At 68.6% G+C, this 21,584-nt stretch carries 20 protein-coding genes and 1 rRNA gene; 12 read left to right on the top strand and 9 right to left on the bottom strand.

Going from position 1 to position 21,584, the window contains the following annotated elements; all coding sequences use genetic code 11:
* Positions 1–20: 20 nt before the first annotated feature.
* The 3 genes from FDA94_RS26890 (at position 21) to FDA94_RS26880 (ending at position 2,499) form a co-directional block, all read left to right on the top strand.
* Positions 21–833: an SAM hydrolase/SAM-dependent halogenase family protein gene (locus FDA94_RS26890; protein ID WP_246060173.1), complete on the top strand. Its 813-nt coding sequence runs from the start codon at positions 21–23 to the stop codon at positions 831–833.
* Positions 834–900: 67 nt separating this feature from the next.
* Positions 901–2,034, top strand: coding sequence for a S8 family serine peptidase (locus FDA94_RS26885; protein WP_137249866.1), 1,134 nt, complete (start codon positions 901–903; stop codon positions 2,032–2,034).
* A 138-nt stretch (positions 2,035–2,172) separates the two neighbouring features.
* Positions 2,173–2,499: a hypothetical protein gene (locus FDA94_RS26880; protein ID WP_137249865.1), complete on the top strand. Its 327-nt coding sequence runs from the start codon at positions 2,173–2,175 to the stop codon at positions 2,497–2,499.
* Positions 2,500–2,582: 83 nt separating this feature from the next.
* On the opposite strand, the gene FDA94_RS26875 is transcribed toward FDA94_RS26880, so the two are convergent.
* The 5 genes from FDA94_RS26875 to FDA94_RS26855 form a co-directional block, all read right to left on the bottom strand.
* Entirely contained in the window at positions 2,583–3,599 is a 1,017-nt protein-coding gene (locus FDA94_RS26875; protein WP_137249864.1) for an ABC transporter ATP-binding protein, read from the bottom strand.
* Positions 3,583–4,629 carry an ABC transporter ATP-binding protein gene (locus FDA94_RS26870; protein WP_137249863.1) on the bottom strand — a complete coding sequence of 349 codons (1,047 nt, stop codon included), beginning with the start codon at positions 4,627–4,629 and terminating at the stop codon, positions 3,583–3,585. Before FDA94_RS26870 ends, FDA94_RS26875 begins: the two co-directional genes overlap by 17 nt.
* Positions 4,630–4,641: 12 nt before the next feature.
* Positions 4,642–5,559 carry an ABC transporter permease gene (locus FDA94_RS26865; protein WP_137249862.1) on the bottom strand — a complete coding sequence of 306 codons (918 nt, stop codon included), beginning with the start codon at positions 5,557–5,559 and terminating at the stop codon, positions 4,642–4,644.
* Entirely contained in the window at positions 5,552–6,493 is a 942-nt protein-coding gene (locus FDA94_RS26860) for an ABC transporter permease (RefSeq protein ID WP_137249861.1), read from the bottom strand. The genes FDA94_RS26865 and FDA94_RS26860 overlap by 8 nt, the downstream gene beginning before the upstream one ends.
* Before the next feature lie 116 nt (positions 6,494–6,609).
* Positions 6,610–8,277: a peptide ABC transporter substrate-binding protein gene (locus FDA94_RS26855; RefSeq protein ID WP_137249860.1), complete on the bottom strand. Its 1,668-nt coding sequence runs from the start codon at positions 8,275–8,277 to the stop codon at positions 6,610–6,612.
* A 476-nt stretch (positions 8,278–8,753) separates the two neighbouring features.
* Here FDA94_RS26855 and FDA94_RS26850 point away from each other — a divergent pair, with 476 nt between their 5' ends.
* From FDA94_RS26850 to FDA94_RS39465, 4 genes are all read left to right on the top strand, one after another.
* On the top strand, positions 8,754–9,665 hold the full coding sequence (locus tag FDA94_RS26850; RefSeq protein WP_137249859.1) for an ABC transporter permease: 912 nt from the start codon (positions 8,754–8,756) through the stop codon (positions 9,663–9,665).
* Positions 9,658–10,488, top strand: a complete 831-nt coding sequence (locus tag FDA94_RS26845; protein ID WP_246060172.1) for an ABC transporter ATP-binding protein — start codon at positions 9,658–9,660, stop codon at positions 10,486–10,488. The genes FDA94_RS26850 and FDA94_RS26845 overlap by 8 nt, the downstream gene beginning before the upstream one ends.
* A gap of 56 nt (positions 10,489–10,544) precedes the next feature.
* Positions 10,545–11,081, top strand: a complete 537-nt coding sequence (locus tag FDA94_RS26840; protein ID WP_137249858.1) for a YbhB/YbcL family Raf kinase inhibitor-like protein — start codon at positions 10,545–10,547, stop codon at positions 11,079–11,081.
* A 77-nt stretch (positions 11,082–11,158) separates the two neighbouring features.
* Positions 11,159–11,320, top strand: a complete 162-nt coding sequence (locus FDA94_RS39465) for a hypothetical protein (RefSeq protein WP_231515393.1) — start codon at positions 11,159–11,161, stop codon at positions 11,318–11,320.
* 93 nt (positions 11,321–11,413) lie between these two features.
* Here the strand turns inward: FDA94_RS39465 and FDA94_RS39460 are convergent, their stop codons facing one another.
* Both FDA94_RS39460 and FDA94_RS26835 read right to left on the bottom strand, forming a co-directional pair.
* Complete coding sequence (locus tag FDA94_RS39460; RefSeq protein ID WP_170991140.1) at positions 11,414–11,872, bottom strand: hypothetical protein; 459 nt, start codon at positions 11,870–11,872, stop codon at positions 11,414–11,416.
* 264 nt (positions 11,873–12,136) lie between these two features.
* Entirely contained in the window at positions 12,137–13,450 is a 1,314-nt protein-coding gene (locus tag FDA94_RS26835) for a KamA family radical SAM protein (protein WP_137249857.1), read from the bottom strand.
* Positions 13,451–13,632: 182 nt separating this feature from the next.
* On the opposite strand from FDA94_RS26835, the gene FDA94_RS26830 reads away from it, so the two are divergent.
* The 4 genes from FDA94_RS26830 (at position 13,633) to FDA94_RS26815 (ending at position 18,563) form a co-directional block, all read left to right on the top strand.
* Positions 13,633–14,193, top strand: a complete 561-nt coding sequence (locus FDA94_RS26830; RefSeq protein WP_137249856.1) for a DUF1707 SHOCT-like domain-containing protein — start codon at positions 13,633–13,635, stop codon at positions 14,191–14,193.
* 168 nt (positions 14,194–14,361) lie between these two features.
* Entirely contained in the window at positions 14,362–15,363 is a 1,002-nt protein-coding gene (gene plsX / locus FDA94_RS26825) for a phosphate acyltransferase PlsX (RefSeq protein WP_246060183.1), read from the top strand.
* 41 nt (positions 15,364–15,404) lie between these two features.
* Positions 15,405–17,126 carry an arginine--tRNA ligase gene (gene argS, locus FDA94_RS26820; protein WP_137249854.1) on the top strand — a complete coding sequence of 574 codons (1,722 nt, stop codon included), beginning with the start codon at positions 15,405–15,407 and terminating at the stop codon, positions 17,124–17,126.
* Positions 17,127–17,252: 126 nt separating this feature from the next.
* Complete coding sequence (locus tag FDA94_RS26815) at positions 17,253–18,563, top strand: hypothetical protein (protein ID WP_246060182.1); 1,311 nt, start codon at positions 17,253–17,255, stop codon at positions 18,561–18,563.
* A 224-nt stretch (positions 18,564–18,787) separates the two neighbouring features.
* Here FDA94_RS26815 and FDA94_RS26810 read toward each other — a convergent pair whose 3' ends face one another.
* Entirely contained in the window at positions 18,788–19,171 is a 384-nt protein-coding gene (locus tag FDA94_RS26810; RefSeq protein WP_137249853.1) for a cell division protein SepF, read from the bottom strand.
* A gap of 538 nt (positions 19,172–19,709) precedes the next feature.
* Between FDA94_RS26810 and FDA94_RS26800 the strand changes: the two genes are divergently transcribed.
* Positions 19,710–20,927 carry a glycosyltransferase gene (locus FDA94_RS26800; RefSeq protein ID WP_137249851.1) on the top strand — a complete coding sequence of 406 codons (1,218 nt, stop codon included), beginning with the start codon at positions 19,710–19,712 and terminating at the stop codon, positions 20,925–20,927.
* A gap of 579 nt (positions 20,928–21,506) precedes the next feature.
* Here the strand turns inward: FDA94_RS26800 and rrf are convergent.
* Positions 21,507–21,584, bottom strand: a 5S ribosomal RNA gene (gene rrf, locus FDA94_RS26795); the annotation flags it as partial.

Below are 21,584 nucleotides of genomic sequence, written 5' to 3'. Positions count from 1 at the left end.
GCAACGTAATGTCACCAGGTGTGACGCCTGTTATCACTCTCCTGACCGACTACGGTCTCGAAGACGGTTTCGTGGCCGCGTGTCACGGCGTTATCGCCGGTATCGCCCCCGAGGCCCGGATCATCGACGTCGGCCATCTCGTCCCCGCGGGCGACGTCCGGCGCGGGGCCGCGATCCTCGCCCAGACGATCCCCTACCTGCCCCGTGGAGTGCACATCGCGGTGGTCGACCCGTCGGTGGGGTCGAGCACCCGGCGGGCGGTCGCGATCGAGGCGGGCGGGCGGGTGTTCGTGGGGCCCGACAACGGGGTGCTCTCGTGGGCGGTGCACGCCGTCGGCGGCGCGACCGGGGCCTACGAGCTCACCAACGAGGACGTCTGGCTCAAGCCGGTGTCCCGGACCTTCCACGGGCGTGACATCTTCTGCCCGGTCGCCGCCCACGTGGTGGCGGGCCGAAAGGTGGCCGGGCTCGGCACCCCGATCCCGCCGCGCGAGCTGGTGACGCTGCCCGAGCCGACCTCCCGGCTGCGCGACGGCGCGTGCGAGGGCGAGGTGCTCTCGGTCGACCGCCACGGCAACGTCCAGCTCTCGATCACCGCCGCCGACCTCGGCTTCCTGGGGGTCCGCGACGGCGACACCCTGGCCGTCTGGCTCGGCCGCCGCCAGCTGGCCGTCCCCTACCGCGACACGTTCGCCGCGGTTCCGCCGGGAGACCTGGTGGCCTTCACCGACTCGGCCGGTCTGGTGGCCGTGGCCGTCAACGCCGGCGACGCCGCCCAGCGGCTGGGGTTGCCGCCGGGTGCGCACGTACGTCTTTCTCCCGCCCGGACATAACGCATTGTATTTGAATGTTCACGGAAAGGTCAGATCAGCGGGCGTGAGCGTGCCAGAATAGGCCGCCGTGACCTTCCTGGCCAAGCCGTTCTCGCTGCTTGCCGTGGTCTGTCTGCTCGCCGGATTCGTCGTCGCGCCGCCCGCGGTCGCCGACGATCCGGGGGCGGCGGCCCGGGAGCGGCAGTGGCCGTTGGAGGTCATGGGCGTACCGGCCGCATGGGAGCTGAGCCGGGGCGAGGGCGTCACGGTGGCCGTCCTCGACACCGGCGTCGACGCCCGCCACCCCGACCTGGCCGGCGCGGTCGTCGAGGGTCCCGACCTGACGGGGGCCGGGACCACCCACATCGCCCATCACGGCACGTCGATGGCCAGCCTGATCGCCGGGCGCGGCCACGGCCCCGGCGGAGACCTCGGGGTGGTCGGGGTGGCCCCCCGCGCGACGGTGCTGTCGATCCGGGTGACCCTGGAGACCCATGACCCGGCCCGCGCCGACCCCCGCGTCGCGCGGCAGGTCAGGGGCGCGGTCGCCCGGGGCATCCGCTGGGCCGTCGACCACGGCGCCGACGTGGTGAGCATGTCGCTCGGCGGCGCCGACGGCAGCTATGAGGGCAGCCCCGACGAGGCGGCGGCGGTCCGCCACGCCCTGTCGAAGGGCGTGGTGCTGGTGGCCTCGGCCGGCAACGACGGCGCGGGCGCCAACCGGCCCACCTATCCGGCCGCCTATCCGGGGGTGATCGCGGTCGGCGCGGTCGACCAGCGGCTCGGCCCTGCGCCGTTCTCCAACCGGCGGAGCTACGTCTCGGTGACCGCCCCCGGCACCGGCATCGTGAGCGCCGACGCCCGCGGCTCCTACGTGGTCGGCGACGGCACCAGTTCGGCCGCCGCGTTCGTGGCGGGCATCGCCGCCCTCGTGAAGGCCCGGCACCCGGGCATGGGCGTGTCCGACGTACGCCGGGCGATCCTGCAGGGCGCGGTCTGGTCGAACGCGGGGCGGCGCGACGACGCCTACGGGCACCGGGTGGCCAACGCGCGGCGGGCGCTGCTGGTGGCCGGCGCGCCCCGGCGGGCGGCGATGGCGACGCGGCCCCGGCAGGCGAGCGTCACGGGCCCGGCCAGATCTACCGGTTCGGGGCCGTTGATCTGGTCTGTCCTGTTGCTCCTTGTCGCCGCGTTGGTGGCGAGGCTGGCGCTTCGCGCCTGACCATTGCGGCTTCCTTGCCGCTCCCTGACCGGATGGGGGGTCCTCCCCTTACGAAAGACCGGGTAGACATGTCTCTGACTACACAGAGTAGTCATCCGCGTGCTCAGCCGCCCGGACTTACCTCAGGGAGAAACACATATGATCCGCCGCATCGTCGTCACCTCGGCCGCCGCTGGTCTCGTCGTCGTCGCCCCCGCCAGCATGGCGCACGCCGACACGCCCGTCACCAACCTGCTCAACACGCAGTGCGTGTCGTCGCCCGAGCACCTCACCGGCCTCCCCGTGCTGGCCACCCTGCTCGCTCCGGTCTGCGGCCTGGTCAAGAGCCTGCCCGGCGTGGTCGGCCAGGTCGTCGGCGGCGCCACCCAGGGCCTGCCGCTGCCGCAGCTGCCCTCGGTCCCGGGCGTCCCGGGCGTCGGCACCGTCACCGGCCTGCTGCCGGTCAGCGCCGTCTCGGTTCGCTAGTTCTCGCGCACCACTTGCGAAAAGGCCCCCGCCTGGATCCAGCGGGGGCCTTTTCCGTTACTCCGCGTAACAGAATCTCCGGGTTACGAGGCGTGCACCACGTCGTGGACCTCGGCGAAGTGGCAGGCGCTCTCGTGGTCCGTACCGGGACGGATCTGCAGCAGCGGCTCCTCGACGGCGCAGATCTCCTGCGCCTTCCAGCACCGGGTCCGGAACCGGCACCCCGACGGCGGGTTGGCCGGCGACGGCGGGTCACCCTGCAGGATGATCCGCTCGCGCGTCTCCCGGCCCTCCGGGTTGGGCACCGGCACGGCCGACAGCAGCGCCTGCGTGTAGGGGTGGCTCGGCTTGTCGTAGATCTCGGTGTCCTTGCCGATCTCCACGATCTTCCCGAGATACATCACCGCCACGCGGTCGGAGATGTGCCGCACCACCGACAGGTCGTGCGCGATGAAGATGTACGCCAGCCCGAACTCCGACTGCAGCCGCTCCAGCAGGTTGATGACCTGCGCCTGGATCGACACGTCGAGCGCGGAGACCGGCTCGTCGCAGATGATGATCTCAGGCTGCAGCGCCAGCCCACGCGCGATGCCGATGCGCTGCCGCTGACCACCGGAGAACTGGTGCGGGTAGCGGTTGATGTGGTCGGGGTTGAGGCCGACCACCTCCAGCAGGTCCTGCACCTTCTTGCGGCGGTCGCCCTTCGGCGCCACCTCGGTGTGGATCTCGTAGGGCTCGCCGATGATGTCGCCGACCGTCATACGCGGGTTCAGCGACGTGTACGGGTCCTGCATCACCATCTGGATGTTGCGCCGGAACCGCTTCAGGTTGCTGCCCCTGTGGACGTCGACGAGCTCGCCGTTGACCTTGACCGAACCGGACGTCGGCTTCTCAAGCGCCATCAGCAGCTTGGCCAGCGTCGACTTGCCGCAGCCCGACTCGCCGACCACGCCGAGGGTCTCGCCCCGGCGCAGGTCGAAGCTGACGCCGTCGACCGCCTTGATCGCGCCGATCTGGCGCTTCATGACGATCCCCTGCGTCAGCGGGAAGTGCTTGACCAGGTCGCGGACCTCGAGGATGGGGTCACCCTGCGGTGCCATCGAGGACCTCCCTCCAGTAGTGGCACGCGCTGCTGCGCGTACCGCTGATCTCGTGCAGCGCCGGGACGTCGGTGACGCAGTTGTCCTGGCGGAACGGGCAGCGGGGGTGGAAGGCACAACCCGTCGGCATGTCGAGCAGGTTGGGCGGCAGGCCCTTGATGGCGTACAGCTCCTGGCCCTTCATGTCGACCCGGGGGATCGACTCGAGCAGGCCCTTCGTGTACGGGTGCGCGGCGTTGCTGTAGATGTCGTGCACCGGGGCGTTCTCGACGATGCGGCCGCCGTACATGACCGCGATCTTGTCCGCGACGTCGGCGACGACGCCGAGGTCGTGGGTGATCAGGATCAGGCCCATGTTGCTCTCGCGCTGGAGTTCGGCCAGCAGCTCCATGATCTGGGCCTGCACGGTGACGTCCAGGGCGGTCGTGGGCTCGTCGGCGATGAGCACCTCGGGGTCGAGCGCGATCGACATCGCGATCATGATGCGCTGGCGCATGCCGCCCGAGAACTGGTGCGGGTAGTCGTTGACGCGCTGCTTGGCGGCCGGGATGCGGACCCGGTCCATCAGCTCGACGGCCTTGGCGTAGGCCGCCTTCTTCGACATGCCCTTGTGGACGCGGAACATCTCGGCGATCTGCCAGCCCACGGTGAACACCGGGTTGAGCGCCGAGAGGGCGTCCTGGAAGATCATCGCGATCTGCTGGCCGCGGATCTGGCTGCGCTGGGCCTCCGACAGCTGGAGGAGGTCGGTCCCCCGGAAGCGGATCTCACCCTTGGGGATGCGCGCCGGCGGCATGTCGAGGATGCCCATGATGGCCTGGGCCGTCACCGACTTGCCGGAGCCCGACTCGCCCAGCACCGCGAGGGTCTCCCCGGCGTTGAGCGCGTAGGACACGCCGTTGACCGCGCGGGCCACGCCCTGCCGCGTGGAGAACTCCACGTGCAGGTTGTCGACCGCGAGCAGCGGCTCGGTGCCGATCGTGCCGCTGTCGGCCGGAAGCAGGTGCGTGTCGACGGACGGGTTCTTCATGTACGCCCCCTCCTATCGAAGCTTCGGGTCGAGAGCGTCGCGGACGGCGTCGCCGAGCATGACGAACGCCAGCACCGTGAGGCTCAGGAACAGGGCCGGGAACAACAGCGCCTCCGGGGCCTGGAGGAACCGGTTGCGCGCGTCGGCGATCATCAGACCCCACGAGATGTCGGGCGACTGGATGCCGACGCCGAGGAACGACAGCGCGGCCTCGGCGGCGATGAAGACGCCCATGTTCATGGTCGCCACGACGATCACCGGGGCCAGGGCGTTCGGCAGGATGTGCCGGCCCATGAGCCGGCCGGGACCGGCGCCCAGCGCCCTCGCCGCGAGGACGTAGTCCTGGCTCTTGGCCGACATGACCGCCGCCCGCATGATGCGCAGCACCATCGGCCAGGCGAGCACCGACAGGGCCAGCACCACGGTCCAGATGCCCGCGTTGTCCCGGCCGACGAGGGCCAGGATCAGCAGCGCGCCCAGGGTCGAGGGGATCGCGAAGAAGATCTCCGCGACGCGCGACAGGATCGTGTCGGTCCACCGGCCGTAGAACCCGGCCAGCAGGCCGAGGAGACCGCCGATGAGCGTGGTGACCACGGTCGAGAACACGCCCACCATGATCGAGATCCGGGCGCCGTAGATGACCCGGGAGTAGGTGTCGCAGCCCTGGTTGTCGGTGCCGAAGATGTGCGCCGCGCTCACGCCCTGGCGGGCCTTGGTCAGGTCGCACGTGGTCGGATCAAATGCGTTGACCGAAGAGAACAGACCCGGAATGATCGACATGACCACGAGGATCGCGATCATGACGGCGGCGATGATGAAGACCTTGCTCCGCCGCAGGTCGTACCACGCGTCCGACCACAGGCTCGCCGGTTTCTTCTGCTTCGGCGGCTTGACCGATTTGGGCTTCTGCTCGGTGAGCGTGTCACTCATAGCGGATCCTGGGGTCGAGGACGGCGTACAGGAGGTCGACGATCAGGTTGGCGGCGATGAAGATCAGCACAAGGACGGTCACGATGCCGACGACCACCGAGTTCTCCGACAGGTAGACCGAGTCGACGAGCTGTCGGCCGATGCCGTTGAGGTTGAAGATCGTCTCGGTGATCACCGCGCCGCTCATCAGGGTGCCGAGGTCGGCGCCCAGATAGGTGACGAGCGGGATCAGCGAGTTGCGCAGCGCGTGTCTGCCCAGCACTCTTCGCCGTGGCATGCCCTTGGCGACGGCGGTCCGCACGTAGTCGGCCCGCAGCGTCTCCATCAGGCTCGTCCGGGTCAGTCGTGTCAGGTACGCGATCGACGTTCCGGCCAGCACGATGCCCGGCAGCAGGTAGCTGCGCCAGCCTTCGGAGGTGCCGGCCACGGGGAAGAAGTCGATGCCCGTGGAGGTCTTCAGTTGCAGCCCCAGCACGAGCTGGAGCACGAAGCCGCTGACCAGCGTCGGGATCGACACCAGCAGCAGCGTGAAGGCGAGGATCGCCGTGTCGGCGGCCTTGCCGCGGCGCAGCGCGGCGATGAGGCCCAGGCCGATGCCGACGATCGCCTCGATCACCAGGGCCGTCATGGCCAGGTTCAGGGTGATCTGGAACTTGCCTTCGAAAATGGTGGAGACCGGCAGTCCTCGGAAGGTCGTTCCGAAGTCTCCGGTGAGGATGCCCTGGATGTAGTAGCCGTACTGGACTACCAGGGGTTCGTCCAGATGGAACATCTCACGCATGGTGGCCCGGAACACCGGGTCGACCGCCCGGTCTCCGGCGAGAGCCTGAATGGGGTCGCCGGGGAGCCAGTAGACGAGCGTGAAGATGAGAAACGTGGTGCCAAGCAGCACAGGGATCGCCTGGAGCAGGCGCCTGACAACGTAGCGGCCCATTCGGTCTCCCGATCATGACGAAGGGCAGCCCCACCGCAACCGAGTAGGGCTGCCCCAAGAGTGAAGGTCCATCCCGGGCGGCTCAAGGGGTTCCGCCGCCCGGGTTGGATGCCGTCTTAGGCCCTTTCGACGTTCACGATGTCGATGCGCTCGAACGGGTCGATCTTGACGTTCTTCACGTTCGAGGAGAAGGCCGCGTTGGTCTGGTAGAAGTAGACCGGGATGTAGGGCAGTTCCTTCAGCAGGATGTCGTCAGCGGCCTGGTAGGACGCGATGCCCTCTTCGACCGTGGGAGCCGAGTCGGCCTTCTTCAGCAGCTCCTCGAAGTCCTTGTTGTTGAACCCCGAGTAGTTGGAGCCGGCGTTGGCCGCGAAGATCGGCTTGAGGTAGTTCTCCGGCGACGGGTAGTCCATGATCCAGGCCATCCGGAAGAGGCCCTTCCACTTGTCCGCGCCCAGGTCGTCGAGGATGGTGGCGAACTTCTCGACCGGCTTCGGCTCAACGGTGGCGCCGAGGTTGGTGCGGAGGTTGTTCGCGACGGCCTCGATCCACTCCTTGTGCGCGCCGTCGGCGTTGTAGCCCAGCTCGATCGTGCCGGCCTGCGCGCCGCCGTTGGCGTCCCACAGCTCCTTGGCCTTCACCGGGTCGTAGGTGCAGGCCTCGCCGCAGGCGCCCTGACGGTAGCCCGCCACGACCGGGGAGATGAAGTCGTCGGCCGGAACACGGGTGCCGGAGAAGACCTGCGTGGTGATGGTCTTGCGGTCGATGGCCATCGAGATGGCCTTGCGCAGCTCGGGGCTCTTGGCGTAGTCGGCGCCGACCTTGGTCGGGAAGCCCAGGTAGCCGATGCCCGAGGAGGGCTGCTCGATGTAGCGGTCGCCCAGCTCGGCCTTGGCGGAGGCGATGACCTCCGGCGGGAGCTGGTCCATGATGTCGATGTTGCCGGCCTGCAGGTCGCGGTAGGCGGTGTTCAGGTCGGTGTAGATCGCGAAGTCGACGGCCTCGACCTTGGCCTTGGCCTCGGCGTAGTCGTCGTTGCGGACCAGGGAGATCTTGGTCTCGACGCCGCGCTTCCACGGCTTGGCCATCTTGAAGGGGCCGTTGCCGATGGGGGACTCGCCGTAGGCGGCGGTCACCTTGCCGTCAGGGCCGAAGGCGGCCTTGGGCATCGGGTAGAAGGCGGTGTAGCCCAGCATCGTGGGGAAGCCCGAGAAGGGGTTCTTCAGCTGAACCGTGAAGGTCAGCGGGTCGACGACCTTGAGGCCGGTGAGGCTGGTCGCGGTGGCCGCGGGGGCCTCCTGCGGGCCTTCGCCGTCGGGGTCGACCGGGTTCATCTCGTCGTAGCCGGTGATGGAACCCATGAAGTAGTTGGCCTCGTACGCGTTCGCGCCGTTGGCGGTGTAGTTCCAGGAGTCGACGAAGCTCTGGGCGTCGACCGGGGTGCCGTCGTGGAACTTGTAGCCGTCCTTCAGCTTGATCGTCCAGTTGGTCTGGTCGTCAGAGGTGATGGACTCGGCGATCTGGTTGATCGGCTTCTTGTCAGCGTCGTAGTTGACCAGGCCGATGAACAGGGCGTTGAGCACCTCGGCGCCGTTGGTCTCGGCGGTGTTACCCGGGACGAGCTCGTGCTGCGGCTCGCCGATCTCGACAACGACCGGCGCGGCGGCGGCTCCCTCGCCACTCGCGGCAGGGTCGGTGGCCTCGTCGCCGCCGCCACAGGCGGCCAGGCCGAGCGCCAGCACGGCAGTGCCGGCGATGATCTGTGCGCCCTTGAATACGCGCATAGTGAGTAGATCCTCCCTCAAAGGATGGGCGTTGGCGCTGAGCTGCGAGATGTCCAGGTCGGCGCACCCTCGGGCCCTTGTGGGGACCTCAGATTTGCAGACACGGTCAAACGAGCTGACGCCCTGCCAGTCGTCCGCGAGCATCCCTCACCACACACCGCAGTGTTGTCTCTGCTGCGTTGCAGTTCGGTCACACGTGCGTCAGTCGGGCGTCACACGCATACCAAGAAGGTCGCCTCAAACCTCTTAAACTGCTCCAAAACTCCCACAAAGGTACACATGTCCGTGTACTGGTAGAGACACGGTACGACCTTTGCGGTACCCATCGTGGCGTTGTCCCCATATCAGGACCTGGTGGGCTACCTTTGACCAAGCCGTGGCACCCCCGCCACCGGCGGCTTCGCCCGACCCCACGAGGAGCCAACGGATGACCATCGCAGGCTTCTCGTTCACCAGCATCCAATAGAGTCCTTGCCATGAGCCAGCCGGATTCCGCCGTCGCGGACGCGCAGGGCGGCGCAGCGACGGAATCGCTGGCCGCGCTCGCGAAGCGTCACGGCCTCCGTCGCGCGATCGCGCGCCCGAGCCTGCCTTTCTACGTGGGGCAGCTCTGGGCCCGCCGGCACTTCGTGCTCAAGTACGCGACGTCGCGCAACGTCTCCAAATACAGCCAGTCGATGCTGGGCCAGCTCTGGCAGCTCCTCACGCCGCTTCTGAACGCCGGCGTCTACTACCTGATGTTCGGCGTCATCCTCGATCAGAAGAAGGACATCTCCAACTACACGGCCTTCCTGATCACCGGCGTCTTCATCTTCACCTTCACCCAGCGGACCGTCAGCGGCGGCGCCAAGTCGATCTCGAACAACCTGTCGCTGATCCGGGCGCTCCACTTCCCGAGAGCCGCGCTGCCGCTGGCCTACGCGGTGCAGGAACTCCAGCAGCTGCTGTGGTCGATGCTGGTGCTCATCGGGATCGTGCTCCTCACCGGCGAGCCGCTCACCCTCTACTGGCTGCTCATCCCGGTCGCGCTGCTGCTCCAGCTCACCTTCAACATCGGAGCCAGCCTCTTCATGGCCCGCGTCGGCGCCTTCGCCCGCGACATGAACCAGCTGCTCCCGTTCATCATGCGGACGTGGCTCTACGCCTCGGGCGTCTTCTTCAGCATCCCCGACCGGGTCGCCGACCTGCCCGAGTCCCTGGCGTTCGTGCAGTACATCATGGAGCTCAACCCGGCCGCGGCCTACATCGAGCTCATGCGTGACCTGCTGATCCAAAGCCACACCCCGCCCCAGTGGGCCTGGACGACTGCCATATTCTGGGCCGTGTTCGCCCTTGTCATCGGATTCTGGTACTTCTGGCGCGCCGAAGAGAGGTACGGACGTGGCTGAGGCGAAGCCGATGGCGATGGAAAGGGTGTGGCCGTTGACCGCCGAAGAGCAGGAGGCGACCGCGAAGTCGTCGGCCACCGGCACTCCGACCGTCATCGTCGACGACCTCCACATCGTCTACAAGGTCTACGGTGCGACCTCGGCCGAGGAGAAGGGCAACGCCGCCACCGCCCTCCTGCGACTGGTGAAGCGCCAGGGCCGCCCGCAGATGCGCGAGGTCCACGCCGTGAAGGGCGTCTCCTTCGTGGCCCGCCACGGCGACGCGATCGGCATCATCGGCCGCAACGGCTCGGGCAAGTCGACCCTGCTGCGCGCCATCGCCGGGCTGCTGCCGCCGCACTCGGGCGCCGTCTACACCGACGGCCAGCCCTCGCTCCTGGGCGTGAACGCCGCCCTGATGAAGGAGCTCACGGGCGAGCGCAACATCACCCTCGGCTGCTACGCGATGGGCATGACCCCTTCGGAGGTCAGGGCCAAGTACGACGAGATCGTCGACTTCTCGGGCATCGGGGAGTTCGTCCAGTTCCCCATGTCCACCTACTCGTCGGGCATGGGCGCCCGCCTGCGGTTCGCCATCGCGTCGGCGAAGGTACACGACGTGCTGCTGATCGACGAGGCACTGGCCACCGGTGACCGCGAGTTCCGCAAGCGCTCCCAGAAGCGCATCATGCAAATGCGCGAGTCGGCCGGCACCGTCTTCCTGGTCGCCCACAACCTCGACGTCATCGAGGAGACCTGCAACCGGGTCATCTGGCTGCACAAGGGCAAGATCAAGATGGACGGCGACCCGGCCGAGGTGATCGGCGCCTACAACAAGGCGTGAGTGGTAGAGGATAGGCCCGCAGAAGATCGCGACCTATCCCGAGCGGAGAAGCGGCCATGCCGACGCCAGCACCCATTCCCTACGACCACCTGCCGGAGGTCCCGGCGCTCACCGTCGAGGCCTCCGGGCTGACCGACGGCGCGACGCTGCCCGACCGCCACGTCTTCAACGACTGGGGCTTCTCCGGCGAGAACGTCTCCCCGCGCCTGACGTGGTCGGGCGCCCCCGAGGGCACCCAGAGCTACGCGGTCACCTGCTTCGACCCCGACGCCCCCACGGGCAGCGGCTTCTGGCACTGGCTCGTGTTCGACATCCCGGCCTCGGTCACCGAGCTCCCCGAGGGCGCCGGCAACGGGCCCGACTTCGCGGGGCTGCCGGCGGGCGCCGTACACACCAGGAACGACTACGGCCTCAAGGAGTACGGCGGCGCCGCGCCGCCCCCCGGGCTGCCGCACCGCTACCTGTTCGCCGTGCACGCCCTCGACACCGACAAGCTCGGGGTCGACCCCGACGCCAACCCGGCCGTGGTGGGCTTCAACATCACCGCCCACACCCTCGCGCGCGGATTCATCGCACCGGTGTACGAAAGCTGATGCCGCTGCGCCCGGTGTTCCATTATGATTCGAACGGGGATTCGATCTAAGGAACGCCGATGCACTGGGAGGGCGGGATGAGTGAGCTGGTGACGGCCATCGATCATCTGGCCGACGAAGACCCGTCTGAACTTTCACCTGCCCTGCTGACCGAGCAGCTCATCGAACTGCACTGGCAGATGGCCAGACTGCAGGCACAGATCGCCAGGCGCACCTCCGTGCGCCCCTGGGCAAACTGAAAACGGCCGGTGCCTCCCGAAGGCACCGGCCGTTTTCACATGTCAGAGGTACGGAAACGTTGACGTGGCCACGCCAACGTGTCCGAGAGGCACTTAGCGGGTGCCCGAGACGATGTTCTTGACCGCGCCCGACAGACCCTGGGCGGCCTTGCTCACCTGGGTGGCCGAACCGGTCAGGTCCTTGCTGGCGCCGCTGATCTGGTCGGCTCCACCGGCGATCTGGCCCGCGGCGCCGGTGAGGGCGTCCAGCGCGGGGGCGAGCTGGGTCGAGACGTCGTTGCTGCGCGCGGTCATCGGGGTGGCCTGCACCGGCAGGCTCGCGCCCGGGAGGGCGGGCAGGGCGCCGGTGAGCTGCCCGACCGGGTTGGCGCCCGGGAGACCCGGGAGCTGGCCGCCGACCGGCAGGCCGTTGAGCAGGCCGGAGACCGGGTTGCCGCCGGCGCCGCCGAGCAGGCTGGAGATCGGGTCGTCCGCGGCCTGAGCGGGCGCGGCGAACATCGCTGCGACGCCGAAGGTCGCGACGACGATGGCTGCCTTGATCATTCGCTTCATGTAAATGCCTCCTGAGTCCCGTCCCAGGTCAGGGAACGGGAACCGAGAACCCCCGCGTAACCGGCGCGGGTTCGCGCCGGCCGATTGGCTAGGCCGAATTTCTATCACCACGAGAAACGGCCCGGTGACCGGGAGTCACAACGCCGACGGGCTGGAGGACGCCCGACTTCGCGGCACATGGTGGGAATTCACATCCGGCCCGGGAGAAAGGCACGGTAAACGCGGCTCCCGGGCCGGGGGGAATTGTTTTCCGTCTCCTTGGGGTCAGGCCGCGACCGGAGCCGCCGGCTCGAAGGGGAAGCGGTCGGCGAACGCGGGCCGCAGGTCGGTCAGCCAGACGGCGGTGGGGTCGTACCGGGCGAAGAAGGGACGGCCGACCAACTCGGGGTCGCGGGCCTGGATGAAGTGGAGCACGAACACGCGCTGCCCGTTGATCTCGGTCACGCCGTCGACGCAGACCTTGCCGGGGGTGGCCGACATCGAGGGACCTCTGACCGTCCGGCAGAGACCGGAGACCTGGGCATAGGCGTCTCTGAAGGTCTCGTACGCGTCGGCCAGCGGCACCGCGAAGTAGTCCTGCGGCCCGGTGTCCCGCTCGACGAACATGTAATAGGGCACCATGCCCATCGCGTTCTGCCGGCGCCACATGTGCGCCCAGGTGGCCGCGTCGTCGTTGATCGTGCGGATGAGGGGGGCCTGGGTCCGGACCGTGGCGCCGGTGTCCAGGATTCGCCGCACGGCCGAACCCACCGCTTGGGGTTCGAGCTCCCGAGGGTGCGAGAAGTGCGCCATGAACGCGAGGTTCTTGCCCGACCTGACCACCTGCTCGAACAGCTTGAGGGTGTCGTCGGCGTCGGGGTCGGTGACGAACCGGCCGGGCCAGTAGGCCAGGGACTTGGTGCCGATGCGGATCGAGTCGATCTGCGGCAGGTCGAGCAGCGGCTCGACGTAGCGGCGCAGCACCGCCTCTCCCATGATCATGGGGTCGCCGCCGGTGAACAGCACCGACGTCACCTCGGGGTGACGGCGGATGTAGCCGACGAGCGCGTCGACGTCGCCGGAGGCGAACTTCAGATCGGGCTCGCCGATGAACTGGGCCCAGCGGAAGCAGTAGGTGCAGTAGGCGTGGCAGGTCTGCCCCTGCTTGGGGAAGAACAGCACGGTCTCGGGGTATTTGTGCTGCATACCGGGCACCGGCTCGTCGCCGATCTTGGGCACGTTCAGGTCAAGCTGACCGGCCGGATGGGGGTTGAGCCCCATGCGCACCTCGTTGGCCGCCGCGGTCAGCTGCTTGACCGGGGCGTTCGTCCTGATGAGGTTCGCCAGACGGGAGACATCCGCTTCGGGCAGCATGTCCTCTTGAGGAAAGACGAGCCGATAGATCGGATCGTCGGGGACCGCAGACCAGTCGATGAGCTCGTCGACGACGTAGGCGTTGGTGCGGAACGGCAGCACCGTCGCCACCGCGCGGACCCGTAGCCGCGCCTCCTCGCCGAACCCGGCCTTCTCGCGAAGCAGGTCGTCGAGATGTTTCGTCGTGTAAGCCCGGAAGCCGCGGGTTCCCTCGTTGAAGATCACTCGGCCTTCCCTTCTCGGTAGTTTTTCCGATCCCGTGTAAACCAAGGAGGCCTGTCAGGCGTCTGGGCATCCTCTATACCGGTATCGGCCCGTCCCGACAGCCGAATTCAGGATTTGGTAAAGGCCGTAGTCATGATTATTGCCTCTCGCGACATATCTCGAATAGGGGTAATCTGGGTCATGTGACGACAGAAGACGCAGGTCAGCGCGCCTCCGACGCCGACCGCGACCGGGTCGCGGCGATCATCGCCGAAGGCCTGGCCACCGGCCGCCTCACCACGGCCGAGCACGCCGACCGTCTCGAGGCCACCTACGGCGCGGTCACCATGGGCGAACTGGTCCCGATCACCAAGGACCTGCCCTCGACCGTCGCGACCACCGCCCCGGCCGACGTCGGCCGCAAGAACATCACCGCCGCGTTCAGCAAGGTCATCAAGAACGGCCGCTGGGTGCCCGGCCGCCACCTGCGCCTCCGGGCCCGCTTCGGCGCCCTGATCATCGACTTGGGCGACGCGGTGCTCCCCGGCCGCGAGATCACCGTCGACATCAGCGCCGCGTTCAGCAAGGTGATCATCCGAGTGCCCGACAACGCGAACGTCATCGACGACGGCAGCGCGGTCTTCGCGAAGCGGATCGTCTCGGGCGGCGAGAAGGACGACGGTCCGGTGATCCGGGTGACGGGCAACGCGGCCTTCTCCAAGGTCATCGTGTCCCGCAAGGTGTGGGACCCGAATCTGCGCTGAGCGAGGCGCGGACGGCCGAAGGACGGCCGTGACTCGCGACGGGAATCTGCCTCAACGACACGCGAGCCGACGGACGGCGCATCAACCCGCCCCGCCTACCATTCACTGAGATTCCCGGATCGATTGGATGGCGCTGTGGCCGTATCGTCGCCGGTCGCGCTCGACGCCATGGGCGGCGACCACGCGCCAGAACAGATCGTGGCGGGGGCCGTCGTGGCCGTCAGAGAGCTCGGGATCCCGGTCGTGCTGGTCGGCGAACCCCGGCCGCTCCACGACCTCCTGACCCGCTACGGCGCCGCATCCGAGATCCCCATCGTCCGCGCCGAAGAGGCGATCTCCATGGACGAGGGCGCCCTGGCCAGTCTCCGCCGCCCCCGCTCCAGCATCGCCGTGGCCTGCCACCTCGTCCGGAAGGGCGACGCGTCGGCGGTCGTGTCGGCCGGTTCGACGGGCGGCGTCGTCGCCACCGCCAAACTGCGCCTCAAGACCCAGCCCGGCGTGCTCCGCCCCGCCATCGCGGTCGCCCTGCCCACCGTGCCAGACCCGACGATCCTGCTCGACGCGGGCGCCAACGCCGACGCCAAGCCCGAGATGCTGGTCCAGTTCGCCCACCTCGGCGTCGCCTACGTCGCCACCGCCCTCGGCCACGACAACCCCCGCGTCGGCCTGCTCACCATCGGCGCCGAGGCCGAGAAGGGCAACAAGGTCGTCAAACGGGCCCACGAGCTGCTGGAGGCCGCCCCCGGCATCCGCTTCGCCGGCAACGTCGAGGGGCACGACCTGCTGTCGGGCCGCGTCGAGGTCATCGTCGCCGACGGCTTCACGGGCAACGTGGCGCTCAAGACCATGGAGGGCAGCGTCCGCTACGCCTTCGGCCAGCTCCGCCAGGCCGTCGACGGCAGCACCGTGGCCAGGATCGGCGGCCTCCTCCAGCGTCCCCGCCTGCGCGGCCTCTACGAACGCCTCGACCCCGAGGCGCACGGCGGCGCGGTGCTCCTCGGCCTCAACGGCTGCGTGGTGATCGCGCACGGTTCCTCGCGCGCCAAGGGCGTCGCGGCCGCCTGCGAGCTGGCCGCCCGGCTGGCCGCCGAGGGCGTCGTCGGAAAGGTCGGCGAGCGCATCGCGGCCATCCCCCGGTCCCACCGGCTGTGGTTCTCCGACCGGCGGTAACCCTGGCGACGACGGCGGTTGCGCGTCGCTAGGCTTTGTGTATGACCGACCCACAACTCGTGCTCGCCGAGCGTGTCCAGCAGGCGCTGGCCACCGCGTTCGGCCAGGAATACGCCGCCGAGGATCCGCTGATCAGGCCCTCCCAGTTCGCCGACTACCAGGCGAACGTCGCGATGAGCCTGGCCAAGCGACTCCGACGCGCGCCGCGAGATGTGGCCCAGGAGATCGCCGCCAACCTCGACCTGCCCGGCACCGTCGAGGTGAGCGGCCCGGGGTTCCTCAACCTGCGCTTCCACGACACCTGGATCGCCGCCGAAGCCGGCGCCCTGCTCACCGACGACCGGCTCGGCGTGGCCCGCGAGCTCCCGTCGAAGACGGTCGTGGTCGACTACTCCGCGCCCAACGCGGCCAAGGAGATGCACGTCGGCCACCTGCGCACCACCGTCGTGGGCGACGCGCTGGTCCGCGTACAGGAGCATCTCGGCAACCGGGTCGTCAGGCAGAACCACCTCGGCGACTGGGGCACCCCGTTCGGCATGCTCATCGAGCACCTCCTCGACATCGGCGAGGAGGCGGCGGTCGCGCAGCTCGAGGCCGGCAACGGCAACGACTACTACCAGGCCGCCCGCGCCAAGTTCGACGCCGACGCCGAGTTCAACCGCAGGGCCCGCGCCCGCGTGGTGACCCTGCAGGCCGAAGACCCCGAGACGATGCGCCTGTGGCGCATCTTCATGGACGCCACGGTCCGCTACTTCAACAAGGTCTACACCCAGCTCGGCGTCACCCTGACCGACGACGACATCGCCGGCGAGAGCATGTACAACCACGCCCTCGCCCAGGTCTGCGACGAGCTGCAGGAACGAGGCATCGCCGAGATCAGTGACGGCGCGCTGTGCGTGTTCCCGCCCGGCTTCACCGGACGTGAGGGCGCCCCCCTCCCGTTCATGATCAGGAAGTCCGACGGCGGCTACGGCTATGCGACCACCGACATGGCCACCATGCGCTACCGCGTCCAGGACCTGAAGGCCGACCGCCTCCTCTACGTCATCGGCGTCACCCAGTCGCTGCACATGCAGATGCTGTTCGCCTCGGCGAAGATGGCCGGCTGGCTGCCCGACCACGTCTCGGCGGAGCACGTGCAGATCGGCAGTGTGCTCGGCAGCGACGGCAAGATGTTCAAGACCAGGGCCGGCAAGTCCATCAAGCTGCTCGAACTCCTCGACGAGGCCGAGACCAGGGCGGCCGCCGTGCTGGCCGACCGCGAATACGACGAGGCCACCCGCACCGAGATCGCCCACGCCGTCGGCATGGGCGCGGTGAAGTACGCCGACCTGTCGGTCAGCCACGACAGCGAATACGTCTTCGACTTCGACCGCATGCTCGCCCTGACCGGCAACACCGGCCCCTACCTCCAGTACGCCACCGCGCGCATCCGCTCCATCTTCCGGCGCGGCGAATACGACCCGGCCGCCTCCTACGGCCCGATCGTCATCACCCACCCGGCCGAGCGCGCCCTCGCCCTCGAACTGCTGGGCTTCGCCCCGGTCGTCGCCGAAGTGGGCGCGCGCAACGAGCCCCACCGCCTGTGCGCCTACCTGTTCGACCTGGCCAGCGCGTTCACGACCTTCTTCGAGAACTGCCCGGTGCTCAAGGCAGACTCCGAGGAGGAGCGCCAGTCCCGCCTCGCGCTGTCGCAGCTGACCCTCCGGGTGCTGCTGCAGGGGCTCGACCTGCTGGGGATCACGGCGCCCGAGCGCATGTGAAATCCACAGATCGGCGCGCCTTAGAACACGAACAGGTCACGGCCGTCTAGTGTGGGCGCGGTCAAGGGAGCGTCTGCGGAGCGTAAAGCAGACGTCCACCTGCCGTGGGGGAGTCAGCGCGTGAGCATGGATGTAACAGCCCGGCCGGAGTCGTCCGGCAGCGCCGACGCCACAGAGCTGCACCGCTACGCCGAGGCGCTGCTCGTCCACCTCACCGCCGACGGCGGCGCGCCGCCGCCACCGCCCGGGGCGATCGACGTCCCGGGCTACTGGCTCTCCCCCGCAGTGCGGGCCCTGGCGCTGATCCTCAGCGGCGACGACGCGATGGAGCCGCTGTCCGAGGCGGCCCAGCTCGACGGCGCCAAGACGGCGCTGTTCCTGTGCCTGGCCTTAGCCGTCTGCGGCCACGGCGACCGCATCCACGCCTCGTGGCTCGGCACCGCCTTCGGCGACCTGTCGTCCGAACGCCCGGTGACGGCGGGCCAGCGCGCGCTGTGGCTGGCCGCCGCCAGGGGGGCCTACGGTCCGGCCGGCAAGATCTTCGTGCTGCGCAAGCTCGACGCCGTCGACGTGCTCCACGACGACGACGTGTGGCTGAAGGCGCTCGTCCCGGCCGAACCGGGCCTGGTGGTGCCGCCGTCGCTGGCCGACTTCCCCGAGCTGGCCCAGATCCCGGCGCTGGGCGGCCCCGTGCAGGCCGCCGCCCGGCTGGCCAGGCTCCGCCACCGGTGCGAGGAGATCACCTCCGTACCGCCGCCCACGGGCGCGCTGCCCCAGACCCGCGCGGTGTGGCCCGACACCGAGCCGATGGCGGTGCTGTCGGCCCTCGTCGGCTCCCCGGAGGCCGGGGGTCCGTTGAGCTCCCTGAACGGTCACCTGCTCGACGACCTGAAGCCCGGCGCCGACCCCTACTTGGCCGCGCTCGCGCTCCACGTCGCGGCCCCCGCGATCGGCACCGCCGCCGCCCACCTCGCCGACCGCACCGACACCGAGCAGCCCGAGACGCTGGTCCTGCCGATCCTGGGCCACTCGATCATGCTGCGCCCCGACGGCCCCGACCCCGAGGCGATGGCCGACGCGGAGCGCCGCATCATGGCCGGTTACATCCCCCGGCGGCCGTCGCCCATGCCCGGCTATCTGGCCGCCGTCGGCGGCCTGGTCGTCTTCACGCTGGGTTTCGTGTTCTCGATGATCCTGGCGGTCGTCGGGGTCGGAATAGGCGCTTTGGGGGCGTGGCTGTTGTGGCGCTTCCGCGGCCGCGAGAAGGCCGATCTGGCATTGGTCAACGCACAAGTGGCCGAACTCCACGAACTCGCCACTTCGGCGGTCTGGGCCCTGCACGAATATGCCCGCGAGGCCAAAACGCGCCGAGACCAGGCGATGTCCGACGTGGCCGAGGTGGGTCGGCTGCTGAAGCGCGGACCCCGCGCCGGCTGAAATGTCCGGGGGAATATCCACATTTCCCCGGAAAGGGCCGGAGAAAATGAGAGACCCGGCCTGCGGAATCCCATCGCAAGCCGGGTCGAAATGGTCGGTCGGGGCTGGTCGGAACATGCCCTGGGTGTCGGACGGTTTACGTGTGCGGCCGGCGGAGGGGCCGGCGAGGGGTGGGTGGTGAGAGGCCTCGGCGTCGCCTCTCCACCCGCTCGGCGAAGTGACCGTTAAGCGGTGGTCACCTCAACGTTCGACGGCGTGAGCAGGAACACCTTGTCGGCGATCCGCTCGATGCGACCCTCACAGCCGTAGGCGAGGCCGGCCGCGAAGTCGACCATTCTGGTCGCCTCCATGGTCGACATCGTCGCGACGTCCATCACGATCGTGTGGCCGTCGCGGAAGTGACGGCCCACGGTGAGCGCGTCGTCGTACTTCCTCGGACGTACCATCACGATTCGCGACGGTTCGCCCGTCGGCTGCCAGCGTTTTGCCGCCCTTTCGGAGGCCGGCATCCAATCGTCGTCGTATTCCTCTTCCCCATAGGGCTCTTCCGAATATTGCTCGGCTCCGCCCAGGCCAAGGTAGGTCGCCACCTTGCGCACTGCCCCCATCGGCTTCGTCCTTTCCGGGTTTGTCCCGACACAAGGGACGCTAACCGACCATTCTCTTATGGCGACTCGACACGCCTATACATGGGATTCTCTTTGTCGCGGGTCGTCAGTAGCCCCGTGACATGCGCGCCTGCACCGTAGATTCGTTTACCGACCAGCCATTCAAGGGTAACCCGACGAGCTTCCGCCTGCTGGAAGGTCAGATAACCAGATCGACGATGAGCACCATTGTGGCGGAAATGCGGCATTCGCTAAACAGATTATTCGAGCGCCGAATCAATTCGCTGGACAACGAACTCCGACCACAGAGCGTGACCAACCGGATCCCCCGGACGAATTGCACAGATCATGGGAACTACCCGTGCCCACCGGAGCGCCATATATGCGGGAATGCCCGTCGGGCACCGAAGGCGAAGACTGCGGGGGCACCTCACACTCCCCGCCACTTTCAACCTATAGCCGACTCCCGGGCTTGCCGCAAGACCCCCATGACCCCTCACAATCGGTGGCCCGAACCACTTCCAGGGGGAAAACACCCATGCGCGTACTGCTGTCGACCATCGGCTCGCGGGGCGACGTCCAGCCGCTGGTGGCGCTCGCCACGCAACTCCGGGCCCTCGGCCAGGAGGTCCGCCTGTGCGTCCCGCCCGACTTCCGCGACTGGATCGAGAGCCTCGGCATGCCGGTCACCCCGATCGGCCCCGAACTCCGCACGCTGACCGCCGCCACCCCGCCCGCGAACGCCACGCCGCCGTCTCCGGAGCAGCTCCGCCGCCTGGCGGAGGCCTCCGTGACGGCCCAGTTCGAGACCGTCATGACCGCCGCGAAGGACTGCGACCTCATCGTGGCCGCCACTGCCATCCAGGTGGCCGCCCGCTCGGTCGCCGAGGTCCTGAAGATCCCGTACGTCTTCACGGCCTTCTGCCCGATCGTCCTGCCCTCCGTCCACCACGCCCCGGCGCCCGCCCCCGGCCGTCCGCCCGTCGACGGCGACAACCGCACGCTGTGGGCCGAGGACGCCGCCCGCTTCACGACCAACTTCGGAGCCGCCCTGAACAACCACCGCACGACACTGGGCTTGACCCCCGTCTCCGATGTACGCGCCCACATCTTCGCCGACCACCCCCTCCTGGCCGCCGACCCGACCTTGGCGCCCTGGCCCGAGCCGGGCGGCGACGTCGTGCAGACAGGGGCGTGGATCCTCCCCGACGAACGCCCTCTGTCCTCCGAGCTGTCGGCGTTCCTGGACGCCGGCGACCCACCCGTCTACTTCGGCTTCGGCAGCATCCGCGCTCCCCGAGGGCTGGCCGAGGCGATGCTCGAAGCGGCCAGGGCGACCGGACGAAGGGCGATCCTCTCCCGGGGCTGGGCCGACCTGCTGCCGGAATCACCGGGGCCGGAGGTCCTGTCGATCGGCGAAGTGAACCAGCAGGCGCTCTTCTCCCGGGTGGCCGCGGTCGTGCACCACGGCGGCGCCGGGACGACGACGGCGGCCGCGCTGGCCGGCACGCCTCAGGTGGTGGTTCCGCAGGTGTACGACCAGTACTACTGGGCCGAGCAGATCCACCGCCTCAACGTGGGCATCGCGCACCCGCCCGGTGTGCCGACGGCCGAATCGTTGACCGTGTCCCTGAGCGAGGCCCTGTGGCCCGACATCGCGAACAACGCGGCCGGTCTGGCGGGGAGGATCCGAACTGACGGCGCGAGCGCGGCGGCGAACCACGTGCTGAAGCTCGCCGCGGAGGCCGGCAGCTGACGTCGCCTCAGAACACGTAGAGACGCCGCTGCTCCTGCACGAGCCCTGAAATGACAGAGCCTGGCCGGGCGACGAGAGTGTCTATCCCATGGGCCGAACTCCGCAGTGCCTCTCGCAGGCGAACGCATCGGGGCTGCGTGGCCAGGCTCTGGCGATACGGGAGCCGCATGCCTCGCACACACCCGGGACACGCCGAACGCCCGACCGGCGGCTTTCAAGGGATCCGGTTCTCCCGCAGAAATGACGAAACCCCGGCCGCACGACCAGGGTACAAAAAGGCCCCGCGAAACCTGGAAGCCGCCATGCCACACGCACATCCGTGACACGCCGGCGGAGGTTCAACATCCACGCTCGAAACGACGAAGGCCCGACCGTGCGGCCAGCCATAAAAGGTGACCTCAGCAGCCGGAGCCTTGCTTAGAAATGACGAAAGCCCGAAGCGCCGCCAGGCAAGAACGTGGCCGCTTCGGGCCGGAGTTCGCCTCAGAAACGCAGAAAGCCCGGCCATAAGGCCGGGCAATACCCCCCGTGAAACGTCGAAGGCCCCGATCAACGATCGGGGCCTTCGATATAAAGATTGTCCGGCGGTGTCCTACTCTCCCACACCGTCCCCGGTGCAGTACCATCGGCGCTGGAGGGCTTAACTTCCGGGTTCGG

Origin of the sequence: Herbidospora galbida (assembly GCF_005233835.1) — a bacterium.
GTDB lineage: Bacteria > Actinomycetota > Actinomycetes > Streptosporangiales > Streptosporangiaceae > Herbidospora > Herbidospora galbida.
This window is presented reverse-complemented; position numbering and strand designations above follow the sequence as displayed.